Here is a 17,577-nt window from a genome sequence, read left to right as displayed (position 1 = left end):
GCCCCCGTACCGGGGCCTTTGGTCCCTCGCCCGACCGCGACACGCCGGGTGGTAGATTCGCAAGCATCCGCCTGATGGAGGTGGCATGCCGCACCCCGCGCCGCTGTCGTTCCCCGAGGGGCCGCGATCCGAGTTGGACCGCGCCCTCAACGAACTCGTGGAGCGCGCGGGCGAGGTCATGCGCACGCAGGGCAGGCTGCGCGCACTGCTGAACGCGACGCGGTCGGTGATCGGCGAGATCGAGCTCGACGAGGTGCTGCGGAGCATCGTCACGTCGGCCGTGGAGCTCGTCGACGCGCAGTACGGTGCGCTCGGGGTGCTCGCCCCGCAGGGCGGGCTCGAGGAGTTCGTCCACGTCGGGATGCCGGAGGACACCGTCCAGCGGATCGGGCACCTGCCCGAGGGCCGAGGGCTGCTCGGCGCGCTCATCGACCACCCCGACCCGATCCGCCTGGACACGATCGCCGACGACCCCCGATCGGTCGGGTTCCCCGAGGGCCACCCGCCGATGAGCGACTTCATCGGCGTCCCCGTACGGGTCCGCGACGAGGTCTTCGGCAACCTCTACCTGACCAATCGCCGCCGCGGCGGCACCTTCAGCGACGAGGACGTCGAGCTCATCTCCGCGCTCGCGACGGCGGCCGGGCTCGCGATCGACAACGCACGTCGATACGCGGAGGCCAGGACGCGCGAGGCGTGGGCCGCCGCATCCGCCCAGGTCGTCTCTGCCCTGCTGACCTCCTCCGTCGAGGGGTCGGCGGCACTCCTCGCCGACGAACTCGTCGACCGCGGCGCCGCCGATCGCATCGCCATCCTCGTCGGCGACGACCGCACGTCGGTGCGCGTCCTCGAGGTACGCGGCGAGGACGCGGACGACTGCCTCGCCGGGACGGTGATCGACGCCGATCGGACGCTCGGCGCGGTGGTGCTCGAGGGCGGCGAGACCCGCGCGACCCCCGGTGGACGCGTCGAACCGCCCGACGCGCTCGCGCTCAGCCACGACGGGTCCTGCGGCCCGGTGCTGTTCGCGGCGCTCCGATCGGGCGGTGCGCCGCGCGCCGTGATCGCCGCCGCCCGGCGGCCCGGAGCGCCGCACTTCACCGCCGCCGAGATGCGCATCGCGGAGGACCTCGCCGACCGCGTCTCCCTCGCCCGCGAACTCGCCGCAGCACGTGAGGCGCAGCAGCGGGGCCTCCTGCTCGAGGACCGGGCGCGCATCGCGCGCGACCTGCACGACCACGTGGTGCAGCAGCTCTACGGCGCCGGGCTCGACCTCGAGGCCGCGGCGGCGGACTCCCCCGGCGCCGTCGCCGAACGCCTCGGATCGGCCGTGGAGGCGATCGACGAGGCCATCGCGCAGGTGCGCACGATCGTGTTCGCGCTGACGCCCCAGGACGGAGGCGCGCCGACGCTGCGCCACCGGGTGCTCGACCTCGCCGGCGGCGCGTCACGGCATCTCCCCCAGCCCGTCGCGGTCTCGTTCGCGGGCCCGGTCGACCTCCTCTCGGAGGGGGCGCTCGCCGACGAGCTCACCGCGTCGGTCCGGGAACTGCTCTCGAACGCCGTGAAGCACTCGGGCGCGGCATCCGTCACCCTCTCGATCGTCGCGGCCGACGCACGCGTCACCGCGGAGGTGTCCGACGACGGACGCGGCATCGGCGACGCGGCCAGGCGCAGCGGCCTCGAGAACCTCCGCGTCCGGGCCGAGCGGCTCGGCGGCGCATTCGACCTCGACAGCAGCGCCGCCGGGACCCGAGCCCGGTGGACGGCACCCATCACCTCCCCGGAAGGAGACCCGACGACATGACCCGTGTGTTCCTCGTCGACGACCACGAGATCGTCCGGCGCGGCGTCGCGCAGCTGCTGGACCGCGAGCACGACCTCGAGGTCGTCGGGGAGGCCGGCACGGTCGCGCAGGCGCTGGCTCGGATCGAGGCGACGAAGCCGGATGTCGCCGTGCTCGACATGCGACTCCCCGACGGCGACGGCATCGACCTCTGCCGTGAGCTGCGGTCGCGGCATCCCGAACTCGCCTGCCTGATCCTCACGGCGTACGACGACGACCAGGCCGCGATGTCGGCCGTGCTCGCCGGCGCCGCAGGGTACGTGCTGAAGAACGTGCGGGGAACGACCATCGTCGAGGACGTGCGGAAGGTGGCGTCCGGCCGGTCGCTGATCGACCGCTCGATCGCGGCGCGCGTGTCGCAGCAGGCGAAGGCCGACGAGCACGACGACCCGCGGTTCAGCGCGCTGAACCTCCGCGAGCGGCAGGTGCTCGCGCTCATCGCCGACGGACTCACGAACCGCCAGATCGGCGAGCAGCTCGGCCTCGCCGAGAAGACCGTCAAGAACTACGTCTCGGGGCTGCTCTCCAAGCTCGGCTTCGAACGGCGCACGCAGGCCGCGATCTACCAGATGGAGCGCCGCACCCACGGCGACGACTGACCGATCCCGCGCCGGCCGGAGTGCCGTTTCTGCGCTGGAGGCGGATCCCGACGCGCACTCCACCGCAGAATCCGCACTCGGCTGGCCTGTCGGAGGGCCGGCGTAGCGTTCGGCGCATGACGACGGATGCCGCGGCCTGCACGGCCGTGGACGAGCGCGGGCCGTGCGGGGCGCCCGCCGAACCCGGCGCGCCGCTCCGCATGTGCACGCTGCACCTGCTCGCAGCCCACGACTGGATCGCCCGCGAGCACGGGGTGACCGACGTGCTGCCCGGCGCCTGTCGGGTGTGCGGGTCGCGGGTCGGCGTGCGGTACCCGTCGGGGTGGGTCTGCGCGACCTGCGAATGGCGCCTCGGCGACGTTGCGGATGCCGAGCTGCCGCCGCCGCGCGTCGACGTCGTGTACTACGTCCGCTGGCGCGAGCGCGTCAAGATCGGCACCTCATCGAACCCCAGGCAGCGGCTCGCGGCGATCCCGCACGACGAGGTGCTCGCGTTCGAGCGCGGCGGGCGCGCCCTCGAGCAGCGCCGCCACGCGGAGTTCGCCGCGTCCCGGTGGCCCGGGCGCGAGTGGTTCCGCTTCGACGAGCCGCTCGCCCGGCACGTCGCCGAACTCGCCGCAGGCGGCGAGGACCCGTGGGACCGCTACGACCGCTGGCGCAGCGAGGAACTCGCCCGCCGCGCGTGAGCGCTCAGGACTTGCCGTGCCGCGGCTTGCGCGGCTTGCGTCCGTCTCCCGTGTCGCCGCCGTGGCCGCGGTCGTCGTATCCTCGGCCGCCGCCCGATCCACGGTCGCGGTCGTACCCGCGTCCGCCGCCGCCGTACCCGCGGTCGGAGCCGCGGTCGCGGTCGTAGGAGCGCCCGCCGCCGCGACGGTCGTCATACTGGCGGCGCGGCCGCCCACCCGTGTCGAGGCGGAGGTCGATGAGGCGCCCCGAGATCCGGGTGTCGGCGAGCCGGTCGAACACGTCCTTCGGCAGGTTCGCGGGCAGCTCGACGAGCGAGAAGTCGGCCTGGATGCGGATGGCGCCGAAGTCGTCGCGCGCGAGCCCGCCCTCGTTCGCGAGCGCGCCGACGATCTGCCCGGGCATCACGCGGTGGCGCTTGCCGACGTCGAGGCGGTAGGTCGCCATGCCCGCGCGCGGCTGCCGGTCGCCCCGGTCACGGCCTCCGCGATCGTCGCGGTCGAACCGGTCGCGGCCGCGGTCGTCGCGGTCGAACCGGTCACGGCCGCGCTCGTACGGCGCGGGCTCCGGCTCGGGCTCGAGGAGCAGCGGCGAATCGCCCTGCGCGACGACGGCGAGGGCCGCGGCGACATCCGTCTCGGGCACGTCGTGGTGACGCACGTAGTGGGAGATGATGTCGCGGAAGCCGCCGATGCGCTCCGTCTGCTCGAGCGCGGCCGAGATGCGGTCGTCGAACCGGCTGAGCCGCGACTCGTTGATCTCGTCGACGCTCGGCAGCTCCATGGGCGTCATGCGCTGCTTGGTGGTCTTCTCGATGCGGGCCAGCAGCCCGCGCTCGCGCGGCGTGACGAAGCTGATCGCGTCACCGGTGCGGCCCGCGCGACCGGTGCGGCCGATGCGGTGCACGTAGGGCTCGGGGTCGGTGGGGATGTCGTAGTTGACCACGTGCGTGATGCGCTCGACGTCGAGGCCGCGGGCCGCGACATCCGTCGCCACGAGGATGTCGAGCTTGCCGCTCTTCAGCTGCTCGACGGTCCGCTCGCGCTGCACCTGCGCGATGTCGCCGTTGATCGCCGCCGCCTCGTAGCCGCGCGCCCGGAGCTTCTCGGCGAGCTCCTCGGTCGCGTTCTTGGTGCGGACGAAGATGATGACGCCCCCGAAGTCCTCGACCTCGAGGATGCGGGTGAGCGCGTCGACCTTGCGGGCGTGGGCGACGACGAGCACGCGCTGGGTGATGTTCGCAGAGGTCTGCGTCTTCGTCTTGACCGTGATCTGCTCGGGGTCGTTGAGGTACTGCTCAGACATCCGGCGGATCGCGGCGGGCATGGTCGCCGAGAACAGCGCGACCTGCTTCTCGTCGGGGGTGTCGGCGAGGATCGTCTCGACGTCCTCGGCGAAGCCCATCTTGAGCATCTCGTCGGCCTCGTCGAGCACGAGGTACTTGAGGCCCGAGAGGTCGAGCGTGCCCTTGTCGAGGTGGTCGATCACGCGGCCGGGCGTGCCGACGACGATGTGGACGCCGCGGCGGAGCGCCGACAGCTGCACGCCGTAGCCCTGCCCGCCGTAGACGGGCAGGACGTGCAGGTCGGGCAGGTGCGCCGCGTACTTCTCGAACGCCTCGCAGACCTGGAGTGCGAGTTCGCGGGTCGGGGCGAGCACGAGCGCCTGCGGGCTGCGGTCGGAGGTGTCGAGCCGGGCGAGGATCGGCAGTGCGAACGCGGCGGTCTTGCCGGTTCCGGTCTGCGCGAGGCCGACGACGTCGCGCCCCTCGAGGAGCGTCGGGATCGTGGCGGCCTGGATCGCGGAGGGCGTCTCGTAGCCGACGTCGTCGAGCGCCCGGAGCACGGCCCCCTCGAGTCCGAGGTCGGCGAAGGTGGGCGTCGTGGGCTCCTGGGGAGCCTCTGCCTCGATGGCGATGTCGTCGGAAGTCACGCTTCAGGGTAGTCCTCGCGGCTGGACGACGGCAGGGTGCCGGGTCCGAGGCGTCAGCCGGACGCCGGGGCTCCGGCGGCTCGGATCACGTCCGCGTACACGCGCAGGTACGCGTCGACCATCCGCTCGACGCCGAAGCGCGCCGCGGCGCGGGCGCGCACCTCCGCCCGGTCGAGCAGCGCGGCGCGGTCCACGGCCGAGGCGGCGGCTGCGGCATCCGACGGCTCGACGGCGAACCCCGTGACGCCGTCGTCGACCACCTCCGGCATCGAGCCGCGGCGGTACGCGACCACGGGGGTGCCGCACGCCATCGCCTCGACGACCGAGAGGCCGAACGGCTCGTCGAAGTGGATCGGATGCAGCAGCACGGCGCTCGAGCCGAGCACGCGCGCTCGCTCGGCGGAGCCGACCGAGCCGAGGTACACGACCCGGTCGCCGTCGAGCCGCGGTTCGACCTCGTCGGCGAAGTAGTCGCGGTCGTGGACGGGGCCGCAGATCACCAGCCGCCGCCGGGCGCGCCGGGCGATCTCGATCGCGTCGACGATCCCCTTGTCGGGGTGGATGCGGCCGAATACCGCGAGCGATTCGCCCGGCGATCCGGTGAACGGGAACGCGTCGACGTCGATGCCGTGGTGGATCGTCGCCGCGTAGTGCAGCTCGGGCGCGCGGTCGGCATCCGAGATGGCGACGTACGCCGAGTCCGACGCCCGATAGGCGGGGAGGATGTCCGGCCCGCTGAAGCCGTGGATCGTCGTCACCATCGGCGCCCGCCACGATCGCGAGAACGCCAGCGGCAGCCAGTCGAGCTGGTTGTGGATCACGTCGAACGACGCCGATCGTCGCAGCGCCTCCGCGACGTGCATCGCCTCCCAGACGCGGCCGTCCATCGCGGGGTCGTCGCCGTACCCGTGCGGTGCGACCGACTCCAGCCGGGCCGAGGTCATCGAGTCGGCCGTGGCGAAGAGGGTGACGTCGACCCCGCGGCGCACGAGCCCCTCGGTCAGCAGGCTCGTGACCTGCTCCCACGGCCCGTAGTGCACCGGCGGGGTGCGCCAGGCGATCGGCCCGAGCATGGCGACCCTCACGCCGACCGCCCCCCGGTCGGCTCGAGGGCGTCGAGCAGCTCGTCGAGGTCGATCGCGGCGGCGCGCACGCGCTGGTCGCCGACGCCGTAGGGCAGCCAGAGCGTGCCGTCGTGCACGATGCCGCCGCACGAGTAGACCACGTTGGGCACGTAGCCGTCCTGCAGATCGCCGTCCGGTCGCAGGAGCGGCGACGCGAGGTCGGCGAGGACGCGACGCGGGTCGTCGAGGTCGAGCAGGATGGCGCCGATCGAGTACCGGCGCATCGGTCCGACGCCGTGCGTGATGACGAGCCATCCGCGATCGGTCTCGATCGGCGACCCGCAGTTGCCCAGCTGCACGGTCTCCCAGAGGTGCCGGGGCCGTCGCACGACGCCCGCCGACTCCCAGCTGCGGCCGTCGGCCGACGTGGCGATGGAGATGTTCTCTCCGTCGGTGCGGGTCAGCGCCCAGTGGATGCCGTCGATCGTGCGCGGGAACAGTCCCATCCCCTTGTTCGTGGCCGCCGGCCCGAGCAGCCGGTGCATGCTGTACGACCGCAGGTCGCGCGAGACGAGCAGGCGCGGCGCGATCGACCGCCCGTCGTACGCGGTGTAGGTCGCGCGGTACTCCTCCGTGCCGTCGGCATCGGTGAACGACACGAACCGGGCGTCCTCGATCCCGTTCGACTCCTCGTCGCTCACGGGCATGAGCACCCGCTGGCTCAGCCGGGTCTCGGGGGCGAAGCTCGCCGAGTACGCCGACCACGCCATCGTCCGGATGGTGTCCAGGTCGCCGTGCGCCTCGCGGCGCCGCGTGAGGTCGGCGGGCACGGCCCCGATCGCCGTCTCCAGCTCGGAGGTGCGGAACTCGTCGGGGAGCGCCCGGATGACGGCGCCCGAGAGCTCGTTGAGTCGATGCTCGCTCTCCAGCGCCTCCCGCAGGCCCTCCCTGGTCCAGGTGCCGTCCCCGATGGCCGGGGTCGCCATCGGGGATGCACGCGGCTCGAACTCCCACCGTCGACCCGGGCCGATGACGGCCGAGGCGAACCCGACGGATGACACGTGCCCCTCGCCGATGCATCGCAGCGCGATCGCGAGCCGCAGCTGGTGCTCGTCGAGCCCGGACTGGTCGGGGTGCACCATGGCGCTGGGGTTGCACAGCGCCGCGGCCTCGACCGCGTACTCGGCCGTGAACGCGGCCCCGAGCACGACTTCGAGGGCCGGCTCCGGCCGGAGGTCCGTCGGGGTGCGGAACGCCACCGTCTCGGCATGCCGCGCGAGCTGCTCGTCGAGGTCGTCGTGGCGATCGCCGAAGGCGGCGACGAGTTCGTCGGATGCCGCGCGGATCTCCGCGCGGCTCAGCGCGGTGATGCGCGCCACCACGTCGGCCGCGCGGGATCGCGTCGGAGTCAGGCCTTCCCCGGGGAGGAACAGGCGGAGGATCACGCGGGTCGCGTCGAGGACGAGCTCCGCGCCGAGGTCGGCGAGCCGGGGGGTCACGAGCGGCCGGTTCGAGGGGAGAGCCCGACCTCGCGGGCCCGCTGGAACGTGCTGAGGGCGGCCAACGTGGACTCCGCGCCGCGATTCTCGTTCCGCCCGCCGGGCTCGAGCCCGTCGAATCCGGCACCGGTGAGCGGGTCGGTCATCGCGATCCCGAGGTCGTTGTCGCCGGTGAACCACCCCAATGCCCGGGCCACGCCGGCGCGCCAGTACGGGTCGTCGGTCAGTCGGAAGGCCCGCGCACAGGCATCCGCCATCGCCGCCGCCTCGATCGGCTGCTGGTCGAACCCGGGCCCGATCCCGTCGGGCCCTCGGCCGCAGTGGCCCGTCACGGAGAGGTGCCCGTCGCGGGTCTCGAGCTCGAGGAGGAACCGCAGGAACCCGAGCCCGCGATCGACGGCGTCCTCGTCGCCGAGTGCGCGGCCGGCCACCATGAGCGCCTCGGGAAGGGAGGCGTTCGCGTAGCGAAGGCGCGGCTCCGGCCAGTCCCATTCGGCGATCCGATGCCGCGGCAGACGGGCCAGGGCGTAGGTCAGGAACTCGCGAGCCAGCGACGATCGCGGGCGCACGGCGAGCAGGTCCGCGGCGCCGACCACGGCGAACGAGAGCGTGCGGACCTCCGTCGGCCGTTGCGCGAGGGCGTGCTGGAGCGCGCGCGTGGCGCGCAGTCGTGCGGTCGGGTCGGACGGGTCGGCGACCACCGCCCCCAGCGCAGCAACCGCACGCCCCCACCAGTCGCCGATGCCCGGCTCGTCCGTCCACTCGCCCGCCTCGTTCATCCGGTTGTGGGCGCGTCCATCCGCGATCACCGCCCCTTCGACGAAGCGGAGGTAGGTCTCGCCCAATCGCTGGACGACGGGCCACGACGACTGCGCGCGAACCACGACGACGAGCGCGCGGGCGACGTCGTCGACGCAGTACCCGTGGGCGCGGCGCGGCTGGGCGTAGAGCGCGTGCTCGAACAGGCCGCGCCCGTCCGTCATGTCGACGAGGTGCGCGTACGGCAGCCCGATCGACGGCGCCTGCGTGCTCACGCGGATCTCGCGACCCGTGCGGCGACCAGCGAATCCGCGAGCGAGCGGAACCGGCCCGCCACGGCCGTCCAGCTCATGCCCTGTGGCCGGGCCTCCACCGGCTCGGCGCGCGCGATGGCGGCTCGGACGGCGGCGCCGATCGACGCGGGCGACTCGTGCGCGACGATCATCCTCGGGTGCAGCAGCTCCCGCGCGTGCGGGAACCCGGTCGCGATGACCGGCTTCCCCGCGGCGAGCGCCTCGACCAGCACGCCCGACGTCACCTGGATGCGGGAGTCGTAGGGAAGCAGTACGAGATCGGCCGCGCCGACCCGTCCGGCCAGGGCGTCGGCATCGAGGTAGCGCGAGTCGAACGCGACCCGGTCGGCGACGCCCAGTTCCTCGGCGAGCTGCTCGAGCCGTTCCCGGTACGCCTCGCCCTCATGGGCGACGACCTTCGGGTGGGTCTCGCCGAGGATCTCGTAGTGCACCGCCGGCGCGACGTCGCCGAGCGAGGCGATGGCGCGGATGCCCCATTCGAGTCCCTTGCTCGGTCCGATCAGGCCCCATGTCAGCACCGTCGTGCGGTCGCCGGCATGGCCTGCGGCCGGGGTCGTCCATTCCGGCACGCCGTGCGGGATGACCGAGACCCGGCTCACGTCGACGCGGAAGTGGCGGATCAGCAGCGCGCGCGCCGCCTCCGTCATCACGACCACGGCGGTCGCCGCCGCGACCACCCGCTCGAGCACCGCGCGCTGGCCGTCCGTCGGCGCGGCGAGCACCGTGTGCAGCACGACGATCGAGGGCGAGGTGAGCGATTCGAGCACGGCGATGACGTCGCTGCCGTCGTCGCCGCCGTAGATCCCGTACTCGTGCTGCACGATGACCACGTCGGCGGCGCTCAACAGCCGAGCGGTCGCCTGCGTGCGATCGGGACGGTCCACGTGCAGCTCTCCGACCACCGCGATCCCCGCGGCGAGTCCGGGGCTCGGCGCGTCGAGGTCGTCGACGGCTCGGACGATGCGGATCGGGTCCGAGCCGATCGCGAGCAGCGCGTCGGCGAGCGACCGGGAGAAGGTCGCGAGGCCGCACCGCGTGGGCGGGAAGGTGGAGAGGATGCTGAATCGGGGCACGGATGTCGCTCTCGATCGGACGGAGTCGAACTCCGCGATGCGAGACGTCTGCCGGTCGGCACCTCTCGTGGGATCGCGCTGCGTCGAGCCATCCGGTACCCGAAGTCACTCGGGCCTTCGCGCAGGCTAGCCGACGCGGCTGGGAGCGAGCCCCGCTCCTCGACACTGCGGCGGCGCCTACCTCCAGTCGCGCGCGCTCCGAGCCGACCAGTAGTGGGCGGGGGCTTCGGCGAGCGCGCCGAGCGCCCCGGCATCCGTGGACGGCGCCGGCGCGCGCGAGGCGAGGTTCGCGTCGAGCTGCCCGGGCGTCATCGCACCCGAGAGCACGACGTCGGCCCACGGCTGGTCGCGCGCCGCGCCGATGGCGAGCGCGTCGAGCGCCTGGCCGTCGGCCGCGGCGAGCGCAGCGGCATCCGTCTCATCGCCCGCACTCGTCAGCCGGCCGTTCGCGACGGCCTCCTTCACGACCACGAACCAGCCGGCGGCATGCGCCCGCGCGAGGGCGGGTCCGACCGAGGGCTCGAGCAGGTTCCACGTCGCCTGCACGGTGCGGAACGGCGAGTCGGGCAGTTCGCGCGCCGCGTCGAGCGCGTCGGCCTGCTGGGGCCCGCTCGTCGAGACGCCGACGGCGACGCCGGATGCCGCGAGCTCGCGCAGCCGGTCGAGCAGCGCCTCGTCGGCGAGCGCCGGGCTGTCGGGGGTCAGCGAGTGCACGAGGTATCGGTCGGGCGCGCCGCCGAGCGCGGCGAGCGTCTCGGGCCACTGGAGCTCGAGCATGGCGAGCGAGTGCTCCTTGCGCTCGTGCACGTCGGCGTCCATGCGCCACCCGCCGACGTACGCGTAGCCCCACTTCGACTCGACCTCGAGCTCGGCGCGGCGCTCCGGATGCGCGGCGAGCCAGGACCCGAGGAACTCCTCGGCGCGCCCGTACGACCGGGCGGCGTCGATGAAGCGGATGCCGCGGGCCCACGCGACGTCGAGCATCGCGTGCGCACGCCCCCGCATCGCGTCGACGCTGCGGTCGTCGCCGAGCGAGGCGTCGCGGCCGGCGGTGATGTACGCGGGCCGGCCGAGCGCGGCGAGACCGAGGCCGAGCGGGGCGAGCGCGGCGCGCGACGCCGGGTCGTGAGCCGAGGGTTCCTGCACGATGCGTGAGCCTACGCGGCCCCGGCGACCGACGCAGCAGCGGGGAGTACGCTCGTCGAGGGTCGGGACGAGACGGAAGCGGAGGCCGGGCGTGAGCCGAGGGAGCGAGCAGCGTCAGGTCACCATCGACCGGCTGACGCGGGCGGCGCGCGTCGCACTCGGATCGGGGCGGGCGCTCGACGACCGCCTGATCGCCGACATCTGCGAGCAGAACGGCGTGCACCCGACGGCGTTCCGCCGGTTCTTCGCCACCGACGACGCGCTGCTCGACGCGGTGAACGAGCAGCTGGTCCACGACTGCGTGAACCGGCTCCGTTCGGCGGTCGACGCGTTCGACGCGATCGACCTCGCGGGCTCCGACGCCGATGCGGACGGCGCCGACGCGGCGGGCCCGGAATCGGACGATCCCGTCGGCGTCGCCGCGCGGATGCTCGCGGACTCGTGGCCGCTCGATCGCGGCGGGCTGATCATCCGCGCCCAGCGCCGACTGCGCGCGCTGACCTCGCAGGGCGGGGACGGCGACGCCGCGGCGGCGGCCGAGCGGTCGTTCGTCGAGCAGCTCGTCCCCGTCTTCGAGGACCTCATGGCCAAGCTCGACCGGCGCTTCACCTGGTCGCCGACGCTCGCGGTGCGCGTCGTCGTCGACACCTACGAGCGGTCCTTCGAGAGCTGGCTGCTGATGGGCAACCGCGAGGAGGACTTCGACGCGTCCCCCTATGCGACGCGCACGCTCCCCGTGCTGCTCCGGGGCACGAGCGAGCCGCTGCCGTCGGCCTGAGGCGACGCGCGCGGGCGCGAGGGTACGCGATGAGCGAAACGCGCGTCTCGGGGTGGCGTTCCTCCGCCCGATCTGGAAACGTGGCCGACTCGCGATCAGAGGAGGACGACATGCTGACACTGACCGACACCGCGGCCACCGTCGTGAAGGAGATCGTCGCCGGCAACGGCGCTCCCGAGGGATCGGGGCTGCGCATCGAGGCCGAGGACACGGACGCCACCCAGTTCGGCGTCTCGATCACGCCCGCCCCGGAATCGGGCGACGCCGTGGTCGAGCAGTCCGGCGCCCGGGTGTACCTCGGCGAGCGCGCGACAATCGCGCTCGACGACAAGACGCTCGACGCCAGCGTCGCAGAGGACGGACGCGTGTCCTTCGACATCCTGCCGCAGGCGCTCTGACGTCGCGCCCGCTCGCGCGGGCGCGCAGACGACGGGTCGGTCCCGCCGGACTCCGGTTCGGCGGGACCGACCCGTCTCGGCTGTTCCGGGGTCACCGTCGGCTCGCCCGCCGTGGTGGTCGTGCACCGCTACGACGGCGTGCGCGTCTTCGATCCCTCCGAGCGGATCAGCGAGATCGCCACGATCGTGCCCACGACGCCGAGCGCCGCGTCGACGAGGAAGGCGTTGCGGATGCCGACCGTGAACGTGGCGGCGGCGAGCACGATCGCCGTGTTCACGCCCAGTCCGAGGGACCCGCCCGCGACGTTGCCCATGTAGACGATGCCGCCCGCCAGGCTCGAGTCCTCCGGTCGCACGGCCGTGACGGCGGCCGTCGTGACCGCGGAGAAGTACAGGCCGACGCCGATCCCGCAGAGCACGAGCCCGGGCACGAGCGGCAGGTAGCCGGTGCCGATGACCAGGGCGATCACGAGCACGCCGGCTGTGAGGCAGGCCGCCCCGATCCCGATGACGAGCCGACTCCCGATGCGGTGGTACAGCGGCCCCGCCGCGAACGACACCGTGGCGAAGACGAGCATCATCGGCAGGAGACCGGCGCCCGCCGCAAAGGCGCTCCACCCCAGCTCCTTCTCCAGGTACTGGGGGACGTAGACGAGCACCCCGAAGAAGACCGAGCCGAGGAGCAGGATCGAGATCAGCGCGCCGCTGAACTGCCGGCTGGCGACCACGCGGCGCGGCACGAGCGCGTCGTCGCCCTGCCGCCGCTGGATGAACACGAAGACGGGCAGCAGCAGCACCCCGACCGCGATCATGCCCAGCACCCACGGCGATCCGAACGTGTTCGCGCTGCCGACGTCGAGGGCGACGAGCACGAGCACCACGGCGGCCGACAGGCTGGCGATGCCGGCATAGTCGACGCGGACGCCGCCGCCGCGCGTCGACTCCGGGACGTTTCGGAGCACGACCAGCACCGCGAGCAGCGCGACGGGCACGTTGACGAAGAAGATCCACCGCCAGCCGAGGGTGTCGGTGAGGATCCCGCCGAGCAGCGGCCCGATCGAGTTGCCGAGCCCTGCGACGCCGATGATGAGGCCGCCCGCGAGCCCGCTGCGGGACTTCGGGACGATGTCGTAGACCATGCCGAGCACCGATGGCCACATCATCGCGCCGCCGATGCCCATGAGCGCCCGCGCCGCGATGAGCAGTCCGATGTTCGGCGCCAGTCCGCCGAGCAGGGAGAACGCGCCGAAGACGAGGGCACCGATCACGAACACTCGACGCCGCCCGAAGAGGTCCGCGAGCCTGCCGCCCGTGACGATGAGCACGCCGAACACGACGGTGTACCCGTTGATGACCCACTGCGCACGGTTGAGGCTCGTGTCGAGGTCGTGCTCGATGCTCGGCACCGCGACGCTCAGCGCGGTGAAGTCGTTCGCGACGACGAGGATGCCGAGGGACAGCGCGACGAGGGTGACGACGGCGCTCCGGTCGAGCCGGTCGGACGTGCTCGCCTCGGTCATGGAGTCAGCCCGTCGACTCAGCGTCCGCCGCCTCGGCGCCCTTCGCCGGCGGATGGTGCACGCCGCGGTGGATCTCGACCACGCGAGTGCCGTCGGTCCAGGTCGGGTCGTCGATGATCGGCAGGTCGTCCATGAAGCGCCGGATGATGTGCGCCAGCGCGCGCGCGTGACTGAAGTTGATCGCGTGTGCGGCACCCTCGATCGTCACGGCCAGCACGTGGTTGTCGATCTGCCCGGCCACCTCCTGGACGCGGGCGGGACCGGGCATCAGCGGATCGCGATCTCCGAGGACGACGAGCGACGGGAGCTGGAGTTCGAGCAGTCGCTCGAGCGACGGGTACTGCGTGAGCGCGCGGAACAGCTTCAGCGTGCTCGGCACGCCGAACCGCGCGTAGTCGGGCACGGCGACCCGAGCCATCCGAGGGGGCTCGCGCGTGCCGTCCTGCGCGAGCTGGCGCATCGCCCGCGACAGGGGGCGGTTGAACACCCCGCCCGCAGGCGAGACGAGCACGGCGCGGTCGATGCGGTCCGGGAAGCTGGCGGCGAACTCGAGGATCACGGGGCATCCCATCGAGTTCCCGACGAGGGTCGCCTTCTCGATCCCGCGATCGTCGAGGAACCGGGCGGCCGCCCGCGCGAGGTCCGGGATGTCGAGCCCCTGGGGATGCCGACCGCTGCGGCCGAATCCCGGCAGGTCGGGCACGAACGTGTGGAATTCGTCGGCGAGCAGTTCGGCGGTCGGGACGAGGTATCGGCCCGACATGCCGAACCCGTGCACGTGCATCATGACCCGGGCATCGGGCGGAGGGTCCGGTGATTCCCGGTAGAACACGTCGACGCCGTCGACCACGGTCCACCGCTCCTGGAGACGGGAGACCGCGCGGCGCGGTGTCCGGCGCTCACGCCACCGCTCCGCGGCAGCCGCGCTCGTCTTGGCCATCGACGCACCCCCTCGTCGGGCGTATCAGACCACGAACGGGTCATCCCCGTTGGGACCTCCGGCCCACGGCGTGTCGGGGCCCGGGTCAGGCCGCCGTCGTGGGTCCGACGGCCTCCGCGGGCTCCGCCGGTCGATGCTCGATGTCGTCGACGTGGGCACTCGGCATGGCCACGGCGCCGGCGATGGTCGCGACGGCGGCGATCGCCACGCCGATGAACACGGCCGCCGACGCGGCCTGGATGGCCGCGGCCGAATGCGCGCCGAGCCCCGAGTCGGCGATCACGCCGTTCGCCACGGCGCCGAAGATCGCGACGCCGACGGCGCTGCCCATCGATCGCAGGAACATGTTCGCGCCGGTCACGACCCCGCGCTCCGACCACGCCACCGAGGACTGCGCGGCGATGAGCGTCGGCGACGCCACGAGGCCGAGCCCGAGGCCGACCACGAAGCAGGCGAGGGCGGTCGTGACGGGGTTGGGAACGAACGTCGCGGCCACGAGCCCGGCCGCGCCGAGCACGGTGATGCCGAGCCCGAGGAACGCGGTGTTCCGGAAGCCGACGCGCAGGTACAGCCGGCCGGACTGGGAGGCCGAGATGGGCCAGCCCAGCGTGAGGGCCGCGACCGCGAGACCCGAGACGATCGGCGTCGCCCCCGCCGACACCTCGAGGAAGGTCGGCACGTACGAGGTCAGCCCGATGAGCACCGCGCCGACGCCGAGCGAGATGAGCGACGTCGTGACGATGAGTCGCCGCGAGAAGAGCCAGAGCGGGAGGATCGGCTCCGCAGCCCGCCGCTCGATGAGGACGAACACGACGAGGAGCAGGGCGGCGACGCTGAACGCGCCGATGCTCTGCCACGAGTTCCACGCCCAGGCCTGGCCGCCTTCGAGCACCGCGAGGATGAGGAGGGTGAGCCCGACGGTGAGCACCGCGGCACCGGCGATGTCGATGCGGTGCTTCTTCCGCTCGACGGTCTCGTGGTAGTTGCGGATCAGCATCCACGCCGCGATGAGGCTCAGCGGGATGTTCACGAAGAAGATCCACCGCCACGAGAGGAACTCGGCGAACAGTCCGCCGAGCGAGGGGCCGATGACGGATGACGCGGCCCACACGCTCGCGATGTACCCCTGCACGCGCGCGCGTTCCCGCACCGTGTAGATGTCGCCCGTGATCGTGATCGAGACGGGCAGCACCGCGCCTGCGCCGAGCCCCTGGATCGCCCGGAACACGATGAGCGAGGTCATGTCCCACGCGAATCCCGCGAGGATCGAGCCGACGAGGAACGCGCCGATGCCCACCAGCATGATGGGCTTCCGCCCGACGGTGTCGGCGAGCTTGGCGTAGACCGGCACCGAGACGGCCTGGGCGAGCAGGTAGATCGAGAACAGCCACGGGAACTGCGCGAACCCGCCGATGTCGGCCACGATCGACGGCACCGCAGTGGCGAGGATGGTCGCCTCGATCGCGACGAGCCCGGTGCACAGCATCAGGGCGGCGAGCACCGGCCCGCGCTCGGAGCGCAGTCCGACGGCGGTCTGTCCGGTCACGTGCCCTCCTGGGTACCGGGGAACCTCGGCGCGAGCCTCCCCTGAAACCCAACGCACGGAGCCTTCGTCCATTCCCGATTCGGACGGGCCACCGGAGGTGCGACCCAGACCAGAACGCCCGCGGCCCGGCCGCGGTGAGTGGTCCAGAATCGGCTATTGACGGGCAGGTTCGCCGGGTCCATAATTCGCTTGTCCGGGGCTGCAGGTCATGCGGACGCAGGGGGAATGATCATCGTCACACCCGATCCCGCGGTGGGGGCCGCACGGTCGACGTGTCGATCGCGCCGCGACGCGGAGCTTGGGCCGTAGTCCGTCCAGGACGGCCGCTGGGGTGACGCTTCAGTCGAATCGAGGTGCCAGATGAACGATTCCGGACAGCTCTCCCGCGCGCTGAGCGCGGACGAGGCGAGCGCGTACGAACCGCCGCCCGGTTCCGAGGAGGAGAGCCCGACGACCGCTCGCGCCGATGAGGGTCGCGAGTCCACGGCCGAGGTGCATCGTCCCGGTGTCCTCGAACCCGATGCGGCCACGGCGGACGCCTCGGACGCCTCGGACGCCTCGAACCCACGCGCGATCGAGGAGCGATGAGATGGCCCTCTACGTCCACAACGGCACGGCGGCCACCGCGTACGTCGCCCTGGCATACCACTCGCCCGGCTGCGAGGGCGACAACTGGGCCAAGAAGGGCTGGTGGGCCATCGGGCCCGGCGGACGCGCGACCGTCCGTGGGGGCGCGTCCAACGGCGCGAAGTACTTCTGGTTCGCTGAGAACGACCAGGGGCTGCAGTGGGCCGGCCCCTTCACGACCCAGCTGCCGAACCGCGCCTTCGACTGGTGCTGGCGCACCGGCAGCACGGACAGCCGGATCCTCGGACTGCGGATGCTGATCGTGCCGACGACGAGCTTCAACCACTCCATCGTTCTGCAGCAGTGATCGCGGCGCGCGAAGCAATAGCTCGCGCGTAAGGAGTAGGACTGTGTCATGCGGTAGGGGGCTGTCATGGTGCAAGGCATCGCGGTGTTCTTCGATATCGGCGACACGCTTGCGAGCCCGATCGTCGAGCACGGCCGGCTCGTGGCGCTGGCGATGTATCCGCTCGTCCCCGACGCCCTCGGATCGGCCCGGATCGCCGGCGGCGGCGACCTCGAGGTCGCCATCGGCCTGATCTCCAACACCGGCGACGAGACCTTCGGGACGATGATGAACGTCCTCGCGACGTCGGGGCTGGGCGCCCTCGTCGATGAGGACCTGTGCCTCTTCTCCTCGGTCGAGGGCATGGACAAGTCCCAGCCCGCCCTGTTCACTCGCGCGCGGGACCGCGCCGATCTGCCCGCGGCCCGATGCATCTACGTCGGCGAGGACCCGACGGAGCGGGCGACCGCGCGGTCCGTCGGGTTCCGCGTCAGCCCGCAGCCGCTCCACGCGCTGCACCTCATCTCGACGGAGTTCGCCCCGAACCCGCCCCCGCACTGACGACC

General features: G+C 72.7%; 17 protein-coding genes. 8 read left to right on the top strand and 9 right to left on the bottom strand.

The features are described 5' to 3' along the window. Positions 1 to 85 precede the first annotated feature (85 nt). From ACFVHK_RS08210 to ACFVHK_RS08200, 3 genes are all read left to right on the top strand, one after another. Positions 86 to 1,807, top strand: coding sequence for a GAF domain-containing sensor histidine kinase (locus ACFVHK_RS08210; RefSeq protein ID WP_376928386.1), 1,722 nt, complete (start codon positions 86 to 88; stop codon positions 1,805 to 1,807). After that, positions 1,804 to 2,445: a response regulator transcription factor gene (locus ACFVHK_RS08205; RefSeq protein WP_129234303.1), complete on the top strand. Its 642-nt coding sequence runs from the start codon at positions 1,804 to 1,806 to the stop codon at positions 2,443 to 2,445. Before ACFVHK_RS08210 ends, ACFVHK_RS08205 begins: the two co-directional genes overlap by 4 nt. 116 nt (positions 2,446 to 2,561) lie before the next feature. Next, positions 2,562 to 3,131, top strand: coding sequence for a GIY-YIG nuclease family protein (locus ACFVHK_RS08200; protein WP_376928385.1), 570 nt, complete (start codon positions 2,562 to 2,564; stop codon positions 3,129 to 3,131). 4 nt (positions 3,132 to 3,135) lie between these two features. Here ACFVHK_RS08200 and ACFVHK_RS08195 read toward each other — a convergent pair whose 3' ends face one another. From ACFVHK_RS08195 to ACFVHK_RS08170, 6 genes are all read right to left on the bottom strand, one after another. Continuing rightward, positions 3,136 to 5,061, bottom strand: a complete 1,926-nt coding sequence (locus tag ACFVHK_RS08195) for a DEAD/DEAH box helicase (protein ID WP_376928384.1) — start codon at positions 5,059 to 5,061, stop codon at positions 3,136 to 3,138. 53 nt (positions 5,062 to 5,114) lie between these two features. Then, on the bottom strand, positions 5,115 to 6,134 hold the full coding sequence (locus ACFVHK_RS08190; RefSeq protein WP_376928383.1) for a glycosyltransferase family 4 protein: 1,020 nt from the start codon (positions 6,132 to 6,134) through the stop codon (positions 5,115 to 5,117). 8 nt (positions 6,135 to 6,142) lie between these two features. Beyond that, positions 6,143 to 7,624 carry a glycoside hydrolase family 130 protein gene (locus ACFVHK_RS08185; protein WP_129235103.1) on the bottom strand — a complete coding sequence of 494 codons (1,482 nt, stop codon included), beginning with the start codon at positions 7,622 to 7,624 and terminating at the stop codon, positions 6,143 to 6,145. Then, a complete protein-coding gene (locus ACFVHK_RS08180; protein WP_242492328.1) occupies positions 7,621 to 8,658 on the bottom strand; it encodes a glycosyltransferase in 1,038 nt (345 codons plus the stop codon). The genes ACFVHK_RS08185 and ACFVHK_RS08180 overlap by 4 nt, the downstream gene beginning before the upstream one ends. Beyond that, positions 8,655 to 9,770, bottom strand: coding sequence for a glycosyltransferase (locus ACFVHK_RS08175; RefSeq protein ID WP_376928382.1), 1,116 nt, complete (start codon positions 9,768 to 9,770; stop codon positions 8,655 to 8,657). The genes ACFVHK_RS08180 and ACFVHK_RS08175 overlap by 4 nt, the downstream gene beginning before the upstream one ends. Before the next feature lie 177 nt (positions 9,771 to 9,947). Beyond that, positions 9,948 to 10,916: an aldo/keto reductase gene (locus ACFVHK_RS08170; RefSeq protein WP_376928381.1), complete on the bottom strand. Its 969-nt coding sequence runs from the start codon at positions 10,914 to 10,916 to the stop codon at positions 9,948 to 9,950. A 91-nt stretch (positions 10,917 to 11,007) separates the two neighbouring features. Here ACFVHK_RS08170 and ACFVHK_RS08165 point away from each other — a divergent pair, with 91 nt between their 5' ends. Further along, positions 11,008 to 11,694 carry a hypothetical protein gene (locus tag ACFVHK_RS08165; RefSeq protein ID WP_376928380.1) on the top strand — a complete coding sequence of 229 codons (687 nt, stop codon included), beginning with the start codon at positions 11,008 to 11,010 and terminating at the stop codon, positions 11,692 to 11,694. 110 nt (positions 11,695 to 11,804) lie between these two features. Beyond that, the gene (locus ACFVHK_RS08160) at positions 11,805 to 12,092 is read left to right on the top strand and encodes an iron-sulfur cluster assembly accessory protein (RefSeq protein ID WP_129233909.1); all 288 of its coding nucleotides are present in this window, start codon (positions 11,805 to 11,807) and stop codon (positions 12,090 to 12,092) included. 128 nt (positions 12,093 to 12,220) lie between these two features. On the opposite strand, the gene ACFVHK_RS08155 is transcribed toward ACFVHK_RS08160, so the two are convergent. The 3 genes from ACFVHK_RS08155 to ACFVHK_RS08145 all read right to left on the bottom strand — a co-directional run bounded on the left by ACFVHK_RS08155 (position 12,221) and on the right by ACFVHK_RS08145 (position 16,038). Beyond that, positions 12,221 to 13,612 (bottom strand): MFS transporter, encoded by a 1,392-nt coding sequence (locus ACFVHK_RS08155; protein ID WP_376928379.1) that lies wholly within the window; start codon positions 13,610 to 13,612, stop codon positions 12,221 to 12,223. A gap of 4 nt (positions 13,613 to 13,616) precedes the next feature. After that, positions 13,617 to 14,552, bottom strand: a complete 936-nt coding sequence (locus ACFVHK_RS08150; RefSeq protein ID WP_376928378.1) for an alpha/beta fold hydrolase — start codon at positions 14,550 to 14,552, stop codon at positions 13,617 to 13,619. A gap of 85 nt (positions 14,553 to 14,637) precedes the next feature. Then, complete coding sequence (locus ACFVHK_RS08145) at positions 14,638 to 16,038, bottom strand: MFS transporter (RefSeq protein ID WP_376928610.1); 1,401 nt, start codon at positions 16,036 to 16,038, stop codon at positions 14,638 to 14,640. 420 nt (positions 16,039 to 16,458) lie between these two features. On the opposite strand from ACFVHK_RS08145, the gene ACFVHK_RS08140 reads away from it, so the two are divergent. The 3 genes from ACFVHK_RS08140 (at position 16,459) to ACFVHK_RS08130 (ending at position 17,572) form a co-directional block, all read left to right on the top strand. After that, positions 16,459 to 16,686, top strand: coding sequence for a hypothetical protein (locus ACFVHK_RS08140; protein ID WP_376928377.1), 228 nt, complete (start codon positions 16,459 to 16,461; stop codon positions 16,684 to 16,686). Between the two features lies 1 nt (position 16,687). Next, positions 16,688 to 17,032 (top strand): DUF1036 domain-containing protein, encoded by a 345-nt coding sequence (locus tag ACFVHK_RS08135; protein WP_376928376.1) that lies wholly within the window; start codon positions 16,688 to 16,690, stop codon positions 17,030 to 17,032. 66 nt (positions 17,033 to 17,098) lie between these two features. Next, the gene (locus ACFVHK_RS08130; protein ID WP_376928375.1) at positions 17,099 to 17,572 is read left to right on the top strand and encodes a hypothetical protein; all 474 of its coding nucleotides are present in this window, start codon (positions 17,099 to 17,101) and stop codon (positions 17,570 to 17,572) included. The last annotated feature ends 5 nt before the right edge of the window (positions 17,573 to 17,577 follow it).

The sequence above is a fragment of the Agromyces binzhouensis genome, from assembly GCF_042672355.1.
GTDB lineage: Bacteria > Actinomycetota > Actinomycetes > Actinomycetales > Microbacteriaceae > Agromyces > Agromyces binzhouensis.
The sequence above is the reverse complement of the archived record's forward strand: the minus strand, read 5'-3'. Positions and strand labels throughout refer to the sequence as shown.